The sequence below is a fragment of the Streptomyces chengmaiensis genome (assembly GCF_029846775.1).
Classification (GTDB): Bacteria; Actinomycetota; Actinomycetes; order Streptomycetales; family Streptomycetaceae; genus Streptomyces; species Streptomyces chengmaiensis.
The window spans coordinates 19,827-31,588 of sequence record NZ_JARWBG010000041.1 but is presented as its reverse complement, the minus strand read 5'-3'; the positions used below and the strand labels follow the sequence as shown (position 1 = coordinate 31,588).

The 11,762-nt window shown below is 70.4% G+C and carries 11 protein-coding genes; 4 read left to right on the top strand and 7 right to left on the bottom strand.

Annotation, left to right across the window (positions count from 1 at the left end; translation table 11 throughout):
- Nucleotides 1-447: 447 nt before the first annotated feature.
- Entirely contained in the window at nucleotides 448-1,149 is a 702-nt protein-coding gene (fomD, locus tag QCN29_RS27235; protein WP_240139309.1) for a cytidylyl-2-hydroxypropylphosphonate hydrolase, read from the bottom strand.
- Nucleotides 1,150-1,217: 68 nt separating this feature from the next.
- On the bottom strand, nucleotides 1,218-2,615 hold the full coding sequence (locus tag QCN29_RS27230) for a class II fumarate hydratase (RefSeq protein ID WP_279931458.1): 1,398 nt from the start codon (nucleotides 2,613-2,615) through the stop codon (nucleotides 1,218-1,220).
- Between the two features lie 107 nt (nucleotides 2,616-2,722).
- Between QCN29_RS27230 and QCN29_RS27225 the strand changes: the two genes are divergently transcribed.
- Nucleotides 2,723-4,261 carry a ricin-type beta-trefoil lectin domain protein gene (locus tag QCN29_RS27225; RefSeq protein WP_279931457.1) on the top strand — a complete coding sequence of 513 codons (1,539 nt, stop codon included), beginning with the start codon at nucleotides 2,723-2,725 and terminating at the stop codon, nucleotides 4,259-4,261.
- A 228-nt stretch (nucleotides 4,262-4,489) separates the two neighbouring features.
- Here QCN29_RS27225 and QCN29_RS27220 read toward each other — a convergent pair whose 3' ends face one another.
- Entirely contained in the window at nucleotides 4,490-6,157 is a 1,668-nt protein-coding gene (locus QCN29_RS27220; RefSeq protein WP_279931456.1) for a fumarate hydratase, read from the bottom strand.
- A 162-nt stretch (nucleotides 6,158-6,319) separates the two neighbouring features.
- Between QCN29_RS27220 and QCN29_RS27215 the strand changes: the two genes are divergently transcribed.
- On the top strand, nucleotides 6,320-6,985 hold the full coding sequence (locus tag QCN29_RS27215; protein ID WP_279931455.1) for a DUF1707 SHOCT-like domain-containing protein: 666 nt from the start codon (nucleotides 6,320-6,322) through the stop codon (nucleotides 6,983-6,985).
- 164 nt (nucleotides 6,986-7,149) lie between these two features.
- Nucleotides 7,150-7,500 carry a WhiB family transcriptional regulator gene (locus QCN29_RS27210; protein WP_240139299.1) on the top strand — a complete coding sequence of 117 codons (351 nt, stop codon included), beginning with the start codon at nucleotides 7,150-7,152 and terminating at the stop codon, nucleotides 7,498-7,500.
- 118 nt (nucleotides 7,501-7,618) lie between these two features.
- Here QCN29_RS27210 and glpX read toward each other — a convergent pair whose 3' ends face one another.
- Nucleotides 7,619-8,650, bottom strand: a complete 1,032-nt coding sequence (gene glpX, locus QCN29_RS27205) for a class II fructose-bisphosphatase (RefSeq protein WP_279931454.1) — start codon at nucleotides 8,648-8,650, stop codon at nucleotides 7,619-7,621.
- A 145-nt stretch (nucleotides 8,651-8,795) separates the two neighbouring features.
- Between glpX and QCN29_RS27200 the strand changes: the two genes are divergently transcribed.
- On the top strand, nucleotides 8,796-9,314 hold the full coding sequence (locus tag QCN29_RS27200) for a DUF4245 domain-containing protein (protein WP_279931453.1): 519 nt from the start codon (nucleotides 8,796-8,798) through the stop codon (nucleotides 9,312-9,314).
- Nucleotides 9,315-9,399: 85 nt separating this feature from the next.
- Here QCN29_RS27200 and QCN29_RS27195 read toward each other — a convergent pair whose 3' ends face one another.
- The 3 genes from QCN29_RS27195 to xseA form a co-directional block, all read right to left on the bottom strand.
- A complete protein-coding gene (locus tag QCN29_RS27195) occupies nucleotides 9,400-9,987 on the bottom strand; it encodes a malonic semialdehyde reductase (protein WP_279931452.1) in 588 nt (195 codons plus the stop codon).
- A gap of 123 nt (nucleotides 9,988-10,110) precedes the next feature.
- A complete protein-coding gene (locus QCN29_RS27190) occupies nucleotides 10,111-10,392 on the bottom strand; it encodes an exodeoxyribonuclease VII small subunit (RefSeq protein ID WP_279931451.1) in 282 nt (93 codons plus the stop codon).
- 54 nt (nucleotides 10,393-10,446) lie between these two features.
- A complete protein-coding gene (gene xseA, locus QCN29_RS27185) occupies nucleotides 10,447-11,655 on the bottom strand; it encodes an exodeoxyribonuclease VII large subunit (protein ID WP_240139294.1) in 1,209 nt (402 codons plus the stop codon).
- Nucleotides 11,656-11,762 lie beyond the last annotated feature (107 nt).

Here is an 11,762-nt window from a genome sequence, read left to right as displayed (position 1 = left end):
ATTCCGTCCGTCTGGGCCGGGTGTGCGATGCCTTCGCCTCGTGAGACGCCTCGTGAGGCGGTATACCCGCTCTGTGGGGGGCGGCGACAGGGTGGTGGGCATCCGGCACGGCTCCACCCCCTGTGGTCGACGTGTTCAGTGACTCGAAATGACTTACGGTCAGCTTCGGTGCCGCGCTCAGCGGTTGATGCATGTCCTCAATGCGCGTATCGGTATCTGATGTGGTGTCTGATCCCCGTTCGATCGGTGTCGTGGGCGCCGTCGGCCAGCTGTCCAGCCTTGCGGACGACGATCCTACGTTTGCCCCCAGGGGGTGCATCAAGAGTCTCACGAGGCGGTATGCGCCGGAGCGCCTTCCGGCACCGGAATCAGTCACTTCAGCGAGACCCGCGCGAAACCGAGGACGCGCACACGCGCCGGCGCGCTGCCCGCATCGGGGCGTCCGCGCTATGAGGCCATCCGGGTCGTCGGCGGCACCCGGTCCCAGTCCTCGGGCAGTTCGGGCACCTGCCATCCGGGGTCGGGACGCCAGCGCTCCCAGCCGTCGCGGAACGGCGCGCCCCAGTCCCGGATCACCTCGACGGCCGACTGGCCCGCCTCCCGCACCCGGCGCGCCTTGGCCGCGTCCATCAGCCCGACGCGCTGCGCCTGGGCGAACTCGTCCTCGTCCCGCCAGATCCAGCTGCGGTCCGGGTACACCGAGATGTCGAGGAAATGGTCCTCCGAGTCGACGCCGCCCGCCCATCGGGTGTGCGGCTCCTCGAGGTTGACGTACCAGCTGCGGAACTGCCAGCCGCGCTCCCAGAACAGCCACACCGACCACGGCTGCCCGGGGCTGGCCAGCTTGAGCACGCCCGTGCCGAACCAGCGCGCCCGGGTGACGGTGCGCGGGGCGGTGTAGCGGGTGGCGAGCGGCTCCTCGTGCACGGGGGTGCCGTCGGCGAGCACCGGCTTGACGCACTCCGTCCCGGGGGCCATCCACACCGCGAGCAGCTCGTCGGTGTCCTGGACGACGGTCACCGGACGGCAGATGTGGACGCTGCGGCCCTGCGTGTCCGGGGCATGGCCGCGGTACCGCCAGAGGATCCTGTCCCCGCGGCTGAAGCGTACGGCGCGTCCCCGGCCCGCCGTGTCTGACCTGCCTGTCATGAGCAGATCTTAGGAGGGCATCGAGCGGCACGCTGCGATGCAGGTCACGGCCGTGTCATGGCCGAGGGTCAGGGCCGGGTCATCCGGAGCACGTCCAGCGCCTCGTCGAGCTGCTCCACGGTGAGCGCCCCGCGCTCCACATAGCCGGACTCCAGGACGACCTCGCGGATGGTCTTCCGCTCGGCGAGCGCCCTCTTGGCGACCTTCGCGGCCTCCTCGTATCCGATGTACCTGTTCAGCGGGGTGACCACGGACGGGGAGGACTCGGCGTACTCGCGGGCCCGTTCCGCATTGGCGGTGATGCCGTCGACCGTGCGGTCGGCGAGCAGCCGGGACGCGTTCGCGAGGAGCCGGACGGACTCCAGCAGGTTCTTGGCGAGGACCGGAAGCATCACGTTCAGCTCGAAGTTCCCCGACGCTCCTGCCGTCGCGACCGTGGTGTCGTTCCCCATGACCTGGGCGGCGACCATCAGCACCGCCTCCGGCACCACCGGGTTGACCTTGCCGGGCATGATCGAGGAGCCGGGCTGCAGATCCGGCAGATCGATCTCCGCGAGGCCGGTGCGGGGGCCGCTGGCCATCCAGCGCAGATCGTTGGCGATCTTGGTGAGGGAGACCGCGACGGTCCGGAGCTGCCCGGAGGTCTCCACCAGCCCGTCGCGTGCGCCCTGCGCCTCGAAGTGGTCGCGGGCCTCGGTCAGCGGCAGCCCGGTGGTGCGGGCGACCTCGGCGATGACGGCGGCGGAGAACCCGGGCGGGGTGTTGATGCCGGTGCCGACCGCCGTGCCGCCCAGAGGGAGTTCGGCCAGCCGGGGGAGGGAGGCGGTGAGCCGCTCGACGCCGTGGCGGATCTGCGCCGCATAGCCGGCGAACTCCTGGCCGAGCGTCACGGGTGTGGCGTCCATCAGATGCGTGCGGCCGGCCTTGACCACGTCGGAGAACTCATCGGACTTGCGGGTCAGGGAGGCCGCCAGATGCTCCAGCGCGGGGATCAGGTCGCGGGTCACCGCGGCGGTCGCCGCGATGTGGATGGAGGAGGGGAAGACGTCGTTCGACGACTGCGACGCGTTGACGTGGTCGTTGGGGTGGACGCTCCGGCCGCCGAGCCGCTCGGTGGCGAGCGTGGCGATGACCTCGTTGGCGTTCATGTTGGAGGACGTGCCGGAGCCGGTCTGGAAGACGTCGACCGGAAAGTGCTCGTCCCAGCGGCCCTCGGCGACCTCTCCGGCCGCGTCCGCGACGGCACGGGCCATCTCCTTGTCAAGGACTCCCAGCTCGGCGTTGACCAGAGCGGCCGCCGCCTTGATCCGGCCCAGCGCCTCGATATGGGCCCGCTCCAGCCGCTGCCCGGAGACGGGGAAGTTCTCCACGGCCCGCTGCGTCTGCGCACGCCATTTGGCATGGGCGGGGACGCGGACCTCCCCCATGGAGTCGTGCTCTGTCCGGTACTCGCTCGCATCGGTCATCAGGATCATCCCTCCTGAAAAAGATGAGCACTTGTCTTGTTCTATCTATTCCCAACTGCGCTACCCGCCAGTAAATACCGGTGGCAACCACAAACCGGGGAGGCGCAATGGCGCGCACCAGACACAGACTTCGGCGTACGGCGGCGACCGCCGCAGCGCTGGCGGCAGCCCTCGGGCTCGGCACACTGGCGGGAGCAGCCCCCGCCGCGGCCGCTCCCCCGTCCCCTGCCGCCGCGGCGACCGCCTCCGCACCGCTCCCACCCGAACTGGAGTCGATCCGGGCGGCAGAGGCCGTCGAGCTCTACGGCAGCCCCGAGGAACGCCCGCTCGCCGCACGCAAGACCGGACTGATCTCGCTCGGCGACAGCGAGATATCCGGTGAAGGCGTCGGCACCTACGAACCCGGCACCAACGGCCCCGACAACTGGTGCCACCGGTCACCCGAGGCCGCCATCCACCGCACCGGCATCGCCGCCGATGTGACGTACAACGTCTCCTGCTCCGGCGCGTACACCGGCAACATCCGCATCGGCGGCAGCAAGCAGTACGCCGACGAACTCATCCAGAGCGACAACCTCGCGATCAAGGCCCGCAACACCCGCATCAAGATGGTGCTGCTGGTCGCCGGGGCCAACGACGATCTGCGGTTCGGCCCGGTGATGACCGACTGCGTCACCCGCTACATCCTGTTCCAGGGCCCCTGTGAGCCGAAGTACGCCCCCGGCTGGCAGGCCCGCGTCGACGGCCTCGTCCCCAAGGTCGAGCAGACGGTGCGCGACCTGCGCACCGTGATGCGGGACGCCGGATACGCGGACGGCGACTACAAGCTGGTGGTGATGGGCTACCCGAGCCCCATCGGGCCCGACTTCCGCGACAACCCCCACTTCATCGGCAAGCTGTTCTGCGGCGGCATGGGATACGACTCCGACACCGTGTGGGGCCGCAACACGGCGGTACCGGCGTTCGAACGCGGCATGCGCAAGGTCGCGCAGTCGACCGGGGCGGTCTACCTGGACAACTCACGCCTCTTCCACGGGCATGAGGTGTGCTACCAGAACACCTGGGCGCGAGGGCTCTACATCGACCTCACCAACCCGTTCCCGCCGGACTCCAACTCCGTCCGCCAGTCCTTCCACCCCAACGCGCGCGGACACGCCGCCTTCGCCTCCTGCCTCACCCAGCTCTACGACTCCGGCCTGAGCGAGGCGAGCTGCGCGGACGTGGCATCGAGCGGGAAGCCCGCGCTGTACCCCTTCGCCTGGGACGACGCCTTCAAGCCCCTCAGGGCCGAGGCGAGCGGCGCCTGCCTGGACGTGGAGGGCGCGGTCAGCCGCAACGACACGCGCGTGCTGGGCTGGGGCTGCCACGGGGGCCGCAACCAGAACTGGTGGCACGATCCGAAGCGCGACTACCTGCACACCGAACTCAGCCAGGACCGCTGCCTCGACGTCCCCGGCGGCGACTACCGCGCGGGCGCCCGGCTGATCGTGTGGGACTGCCACGGCGGCGCGAACCAGCGCTTCGTACGCGACGCGGGCACCCTGCGTCCGACATCCGCGACCGGGCTGTGCGCGACGGTCGCCGGGGTGGGTGAGCCGGTGCGGCTCCAGCGCTGCGACGGCTCGGCGCGGCAGCGCCTCGTGTAGGGACGTGCCTTCTCCCATCCCCGCCCCCTTTCCGTGACCGGGGGCTCCGCCCCCAGACCCCCTGCGGGGCTGCGCCCCGCAGGGGGTCTGGCTCATTCCGGAACAATCCAGCCTCGCCGGCGTTCGGGGCGCGGGGGTCGGGGGCGGAGCCCCCTCGCATGGGGTTCGGGGCGGAGCCCCGGTTCGGGGGAGCGGGGCAGAACAGCCCCGCCCTCCCCGCCGCGCCCGTCAGGCCAGACCCGGCCCCCGCACCGGAATCGACGTGAACGTCGGCGCGGGCGCCGGGTTCTGGAAGAAGTCGTTGCCCTTGTCGTCGACGACGATGAACGCCGGGAAGTCCTCCACCTCGATCTTCCACACCGCCTCCATGCCGAGCTCCTCGTACTCGACGACCTCGACCTTCTTGATGCAGTCCTGCGCCAGCCGCGCCGCCGGCCCGCCGATGGACCCCAGGTAGAAGCCGCCGTGCGCACCGCACGCGTCGGTGACCTGCTTGCTCCGGTTGCCCTTCGCCAGCATCACCTTGGAGCCGCCCGCCGCCTGGAACTGCTCCACGTACGAGTCCATCCGCCCGGCGGTCGTCGGCCCGAAGGACCCGGACGCATAGCCTTCGGGCGTCTTGGCCGGGCCCGCGTAGTACACCGGGTGGTCCTTGAGGTACTGCGGCATCTCCTCGCCCGCGTCCAGCCGCTCCTTGATCTTGGCGTGCGCGATGTCGCGCGCCACGACCAGCGGCCCGGTCAGCGAGAGCCGGGTCTTGACCGGGTACCTGGTCAGCTCGGCGAGGATGTCGTCCATCGGCTGGTTCAGGTCGATCTTGACGACGTCCCCGGACTCGTCGAGGTGTTCGTCCGTCGTCTCCGGCAGGAACCGCGCCGGGTCCGTCTCCAGCTGCTCCAGGAACACGCCCTCCGCCGTGATCTTCGCGACGGCCTGCCGGTCGGCGGAGCAGGACACGGCGATGGCGACCGGGCAGGACGCGCCGTGCCGCGGCAGCCGCACCACGCGCACGTCGTGGCAGAAGTACTTGCCGCCGAACTGCGCGCCGATGCCGATCTTCTGCGTCAGTTCAAAGACCTTCTCCTCCAGCTCCTTGTCGCGGAAGCCGTGGCCGAGGGCGGAGCCCTCGTCGGGCAGCTCGTCGAGGTAGTGGGCGGAGGCGTACTTCGCGGTCTTGAGCGCGTACTCGGCGGAGGTGCCGCCCACGACGACCGCCAGGTGGTACGGCGGGCACGCGGCGGTGCCCAGCGACCGGATCTTCTCCTCCAGGAACTTCATCATGCTCGCCTCATTGAGCACGGCCTTCGTCTCCTGGTAGAGGAAGGACTTGTTGGCGGAGCCGCCGCCCTTGGCCATGAAGAGGAACTTGTACGCGCCGCCGTCGGTCGCGTACAGCTCGATCTGCGCGGGGAGGTTCGAGCCGGTGTTCTTCTCCTCCCACATGGTCAGCGGCGCCATCTGCGAGTAGCGCAGATTCAGCTTGGTGTAGGCGTCGTAGATGCCGCGCGAGAGGGCTTCCTCGTCCCGTCCCCCGGTCAGCACGTTCTGGCCGCGCTTGCCCATCACGATCGCCGTGCCGGTGTCCTGGCACATGGGCAGCACGCCCGCGGCCGCGATGTTCGCGTTCTTCAGCAGGTCCAGGGCGACGAACCTGTCGTTCGACGACGCCTCCGGGTCGTCGATGATGCGCCGGAGCTGGGCCAGGTGCGCAGGGCGCAGATAGTGCTGGATGTCGTGGATCGCCTCGGCGGCGAGCTTGCGCAGCGCCTCCGGCTCGACCTTGAGGAACGTACGGCCGTCGGCCTCGACGGTGGAGACACCCTCGGACGTCACCAGGCGGTAGGGCGTGGTGTCGTCTCCGACGGGGAGCAGATCGGTGTACGCAAACTCCGGCATTACGGCCATTCCTCACTCGGCAGACGGCGGCGCGGCCTCCTTTGGCGGCGCGTCCTCAAGCGTAGGGCGAGGGGCCAGGGGCGATTCTGTGAGGTAGGGCTCAGTTGCGGCAGGCCGTCGTGTGCCCTGTCGCGATCTATCGCGTTTCGCTACGCTGGGCCCGTGGACCTCGAGAAGCATGACGCCAAGTCCCGGACCGCGCCCGCCCTGCGCGCCTCGGACGCCGACCGGGACCGGACCGCCGACATCCTCCGGGAGGCGCTGGCCGAGGGCCGGCTGGACGCCGAGGAGCACGCGGAGCGCATCGACGCGGTCTACCGGGCCAAGACCGTCGGCGAGCTCGAACCCCTCGTACGGGACCTTCCCGCGCCGCCGCCGGGCCGGAAGGCCCCGGACCCGTACCGCTTCCCGGGCGAGGGGGCGGACGCCGGGGCCGACGCCCGCCCCGCGGAGAGCCTGGTCGCCGTCTTCTCCAGCAACACCCGAAAGGGGCGCTGGCGCGTCAACCGCAGACTGAAGGCCTTCTCCCTCTTCGGCAACATCGAGATCGACCTCACCGAGGCGCTCTTCGAGCAGCGCCTGACGGTGATCGACGCGGGGTCCGTCTTCGGGAACATCGAGGTCCGTGTCCCGGAGAACATCACGCTGCGCGGTACGGGCTCCGGCTTCTGCGGCAATTTCGAGGTCGTCAGCCTGGAGGCGCAGGACCCGGAAGCCCCGGTCGTCGCCGTCAACGGGTATGCGGTTTTCGGCAATGTGGAGGCGAAGCCCAAGCGTGGCCGCCGTATCGCCGACCTCCATGACCGCCTGCGCAAACACCTTCGCTGACACCCTGCCGACGGCCCCGCGCCGGAGTGCTTTTCAGCCTTGTGCGCCTGTATGCAATTCCGTACATCGGAACTCAGTGCCACTCAGTGCATAGGGCCGCGTACAGCGGGTAGGGACTGCTGCATCGTCTCTCTCGCTCGCGAAGCCGTCGTCAGGAGTAGACCGTGCTGCAACTGCCGCATCAGTCCCTGCAGGTAGCCGCCGTTCCGTCGCAGCGAATTCCGGCGCGGGAAGATCAGGCCGGTCCCTGGCACGCTGAGGCGGTGTGCCGCCGGGACGAGGCCGGACTGTTCTTCGCGCCGTCGAAGGAGCCGACCGCCGCACGGCTGTCCCGCGAGGAGGCTGCGAAACGTGTCTGCGCACGCTGTCCCGTGATGGTCGAGTGCAGGGAGCACGCGCTGCTCCAGCCGGAGCCGTACGGGGTGTGGGGCGGGCTCACCGCGGCCGAGCGCCGTGTGGTCCTGGCGCGGCGCAGGCGGCGCGAGGTGGAGTTGAAGAAGTCCGCCGCCGCCTGAGGGACGGGGCGCCCGCCGTAGACGGGGCGCCCCTTTCTTTGTGCCCTCGTGTCTTCTGCGCCTTGCGTCTTGTGCCCTGACGTCTCGCGCCTTGTGCCCCTGCGTCCGCTGCGTCTGACTACTGCGCGCGGTCGAAGTCGATGGCGCTGTATGCGCGCAGCTTCGACAGCCGGTGCGTCGAGTCGATCTGCCGGATCGTGCCCGACTTGGAGCGCATGACCAGGGACTGCGTGGTCGCCGTCTCCGCCCGGTAGCGCACGCCCCGCAGCAGCTCGCCGTCCGTGATGCCGGTCGCGACGAAGAACACGTTGTCGCCGCTGACCAGGTCGTCGGTGTGCAGCACGCGGTCCAGGTCATGACCCGCGTCGACCGCGCGCTGCCGCTCGTCGTCGTCCTTCGGCCACAACTTGCCCTGGATCGTGCCGCCGAGGCACTTGATCGCGCAGGCGGAGATGATGCCCTCCGGCGTGCCGCCGATGCCGAGGAGCAGGTCGACGCCTGTGCCCTCCTTGACCGCCATGATCGAACCGGCGACGTCGCCGTCCGAGATGAACTTGATCCGGGCCCCCGTCTCGCGGATCTCCTTGACGATGCCCTCGTGGCGGGGCCGGTCCAGGACCACCACGGTCACGTCCTCCGGCGCGGAGTGCTTCGCCTTGGCGACACGGCGGATGTTCACCGAAACCGGCGCGTTGATGTCGACAAAGTCCGCCGCCTCGGGACCGGTGACCAGCTTGTCCATGTAGAAGACCGCGGACGGGTCGAACATGGTGCCGCGGTCCGCGGCGGCCAGGACCGCGATGGCGTTGGGCATGCCCTTGGCCGTCAGGGTGGTGCCGTCGATCGGGTCGACGGCGATGTCGCACTCGGCTCCGGTGCCGTCGCCGATGCGCTCACCGTTGTAGAGCATCGGGGCCTCGTCCTTCTCACCCTCGCCGATGACGACTACGCCGTTCATCGATACGGTGTGGACGAGCGTCCGCATGGCTTTGACGGCTGCGCCGTCCGCACCGTTCTTCTCGCCGCGGCCGACCCAGCGGCCGGCGGCCATCGCGGCGGCCTCCGTCACCCGGACGAGTTCCAGGGCGAGGTTGCGGTCGGGGGCTTCGGGGGAGACCTCGAGCTGGGACGGCAAGTGGTGCTCGGTCATCGGAGCGCACCTTTCTGTACGACGACGGCCGGATGAGAGGGTGCTGTGACTCTATCGGTAGGTCGATAAATTGAGCAGAGGGCCCTACGTTTGAGCGGACCCCCTCGAGTCTGAGCGCCCCGGGCGTGATGCGACCATAGGGCGCGTGGCAGGCAAGCGAGGCATCAAGACGGTGCGGGACATGGTTCTCTCGATGGCGTTGATCAGCGCCTGCGCGGGCGGCATCTACCTGTTCATCCCGCACGACGACACGGCCGACCCCATCAAGCCGGTCGACTACCGCGTGGAGCTGGCCACGGCACGGCGTGCCGCCCCGTACCCGGTGGCCGCGCCGGAGGGCCTGGCACAGGAGTGGAAGCCGACCTCGGTGACGTACAAGGGGGCGGAGGGCAGCGCCTGGCACCTCGGCTTCCTGGATCCGGACAGGGAGTACGTCGCGGTCGAGCAGTCCACGGCGCCCGCCGAGAAGTACCTCGAGGAGATCACCCACGGCGCTGCGGACACCGGCAGGACGCAGCAGGTGGCCGGGCAGACCTGGAAGCAGTGGGAAGGTCCCAAGTACGACGCGCTGGTGCGCCTGGAGAACGGCACGACGACCGTGGTCACGGGCACCGCGCCGCTGGAGCGGCTGGCGGAGATGGCCGCCGCGCTCAAGACTTCCTGAGGAGGACCTCCCGGGAAGTCCTCCCGAGGCGGAGGCTCCCGGGGCTGGGTGGGCTCGGTGGGGCTCGATGCGTACGCGGCGGGGCTCAGACGGTCGTGATGACTTCGTCGTAGGCCAGACGCGGGGAGCGCGGGGAGGAGGCGCCCTCGGCGGGCCGGCCGATGTTGACGATCATCAGCGGGGAGTGGTCGCCGTCCAGGAACTCCTTCTGGACGCCCGCGAAGTCGAAGCCGGTCATCGGGCCGGCCGCGAGGCCCGCGGCGCGGACGCCCACGATGAAGTACGCGGCCTGCAGCGCGGCGTTGAAACCGGCGGCGCGCTCGCGCACGGGGCGTTCGGTGAAGAAGTCCTTGGCCTGCGGGAAGTGCGGGAAGAGGGCGGGCAGCTCCTCGTGGAACTCGTTGTCCGCGGCGAGGATCGCGACCAGCGGCGCGGCGGAGGTCTTCGCGCGGTTGCCCTCCGCCATCAGCGGGGCGAGCCGCTCGCGGGCCTCCTCGGAGCGGACGAGGACGATGCGCAGCGGGGTCTGGTTGAAGGCGGTCGGGCCGTACTTGATCAGGTCGTAGATCGCCTGCACCTGCTCCTCGGTCACCGGCTCCTCGGTGAAGGCGTTGGCGGTGCGGGCCTCGCGGAAGAGGAGGTCCTGGGCGGTGGGGTCAAGAACGAGGGACATTCAGGGGCCTTCCGGACGTAAACAAGTAAAGCGTCATCGGGTGACGGCCTCACCGTACGCCGAGTTAGGTGAACTTTCAACTAAACCCTGTGTCCGGTGATCCGCTTCACGCCGGCCGCCCGATCAGCCCTCTTCGTTCTGTGCGCCCTTCCCGCCCTTCCTGCCCTTGCCGCCCTCCTCGTCCCGCTCGCCCGGCTCCTCCCGGGCGAGAGCGGCGTCCAGCCGGGCGCGGGCGCCCTCCAGCCAGTGCCTGCAGACCTTGGCCAGCTCCTCGCCTCGCTCCCAGAGGGCGAGCGACTCCTCCAGCGTCGTGCCGCCCGCCTCCAGCCGGCGTACGACCTCGATCAGCTCGTCCCGCGCCTGCTCGTAGCCGAGAACGGCCGCGTCGTCGGTCTTGGCAGTCATGTGATCCACCCTATGTCCGTACGTCCCTGTGTTCCGTCGCCCTGTGTGCGCTGCTCACTCGGTGACCCGCACCGTGAACTCCCCCTCGCTGACGCGCGCCCGCAGCGCCTCGTCCGCCGAGACGTCGTCCGGGGAGCGCACGACGGCCCCGTCCGCACGCTGGAGCACCGCGTAGCCCCGCTGGAGCGTCGCGGCGGGCGACAGCGACACCACGCGTGCGCGGGTGTGCGACAGCTCGGACTCCGCCCGGTCCAGCAGATGCCCGAACACCCGGCGGCCGCGCGCCACGAGCGCCTCGACCTCCGCCGCCCGCTCGTCCGCCATCCGGTGCGGATGCTCCATCGACGGCCGGGCCAGGGCATGGGCGAGCCCACGCTCCTCCCGGTCGAGCAGCGCACGCACACAGCGCAGCGCACGGTCCCTGAGGGCCCCCACCCGGTCCAGCTCCTCGCCGACGTCCGGGACGACCTTCTTGGCGGCGTCCGTGGGGGTGGAGGCGCGCAGGTCGGCCACCAGGTCGAGCAGCGGGGAGTCGGGCTCGTGCCCGATCGCGGACACCACGGGCGTACGGCACGCGAAGACCGCGCGGACCAGCTGCTCGTCCGAGAACGGCAGCAGGTCCTCCACGCTGCCGCCGCCGCGCGCGACGACGATCACGTCGACGTCCGGGTGCTCGTCCAGTTCCTTGACCGCCTGGACGACCTGCGCGACCGCGTGCACGCCCTGCACGGCCACATTGCGCACCTCGAAGCGGACGTGCGGCCAGCGGTGCCGCGCGTTCTCCAGCACGTCGCGCTCCGCGGCCGAAGCCCGGCCGCAGACGAGCCCCACCCGGTGCGGCAGAAACGGCAGCGGCCGCTTTCGCTCGGCGGCGAACAGCCCCTCCGCCCCGAGCGCCCGCTTGAGCTGCTCCAGCCGGACGAGCAGCTCCCCGACGCCCACCGGCCTTATCTCGGCCGCCCGCAGCGAGAGCTGCCCCCGCGGCGCATACCACTCCGGCTTGGCGTACACGACGACACGCGCCCCCTCGGACACGACGTCCGCGACCGCGTCGAAGACCTGGCGATAGCAGGTGACGCTCACTGAGATGTCGTACGAGGGATCGCGCAGCGACAGAAACACCACCCCGGCCCCGGGCCGTCGCGACAGCTGGGTGATCTGCCCCTCGACCCATACGGCCCCGAGCCGGTCGATCCAGCCGCCGATGAGCCGCGACACCTCGCCGACGGGCAGCGGCGCTTCTGCGGTCGTCTTGAGAGCCATGCGTGCGAGCGTAACGGCCGCCGGTGACAGCCCCGCACGGCTTCCGGCGCCGGACCCCGCACACGGCGCGGCCCCTCGCCCGCGTACGCCGCCTGGACGTGCCGTCC

Excerpts from the sequence above, each read along its gene's own strand:
- fomD (WP_240139309.1), bottom strand. The coding sequence starts at position 1,149 with ATGACAGGCAGGTCAGACACGGCGGGCCGGGGACGCGCCGTACGCTTC.
- QCN29_RS27195 (WP_279931452.1), bottom strand. The coding sequence starts at position 9,987 with ATGTCCCTCGTTCTTGACCCCACCGCCCAGGACCTCCTCTTCCGCGAG.
- xseA (WP_240139294.1), bottom strand. The coding sequence starts at position 11,655 with ATGGCTCTCAAGACGACCGCAGAAGCGCCGCTGCCCGTCGGCGAGGTG.
- QCN29_RS27220 (WP_279931456.1), bottom strand. The coding sequence starts at position 6,157 with ATGCCGGAGTTTGCGTACACCGATCTGCTCCCCGTCGGAGACGACACC.
- glpX (WP_279931454.1), bottom strand. The coding sequence starts at position 8,650 with ATGACCGAGCACCACTTGCCGTCCCAGCTCGAGGTCTCCCCCGAAGCC.
- QCN29_RS27230 (WP_279931458.1), bottom strand. The coding sequence starts at position 2,615 with ATGACCGATGCGAGCGAGTACCGGACAGAGCACGACTCCATGGGGGAG.
- QCN29_RS27225 (WP_279931457.1), top strand. The coding sequence starts at position 2,723 with ATGGCGCGCACCAGACACAGACTTCGGCGTACGGCGGCGACCGCCGCA.
- QCN29_RS27190 (WP_279931451.1), bottom strand. The coding sequence starts at position 10,392 with ATGACTGCCAAGACCGACGACGCGGCCGTTCTCGGCTACGAGCAGGCG.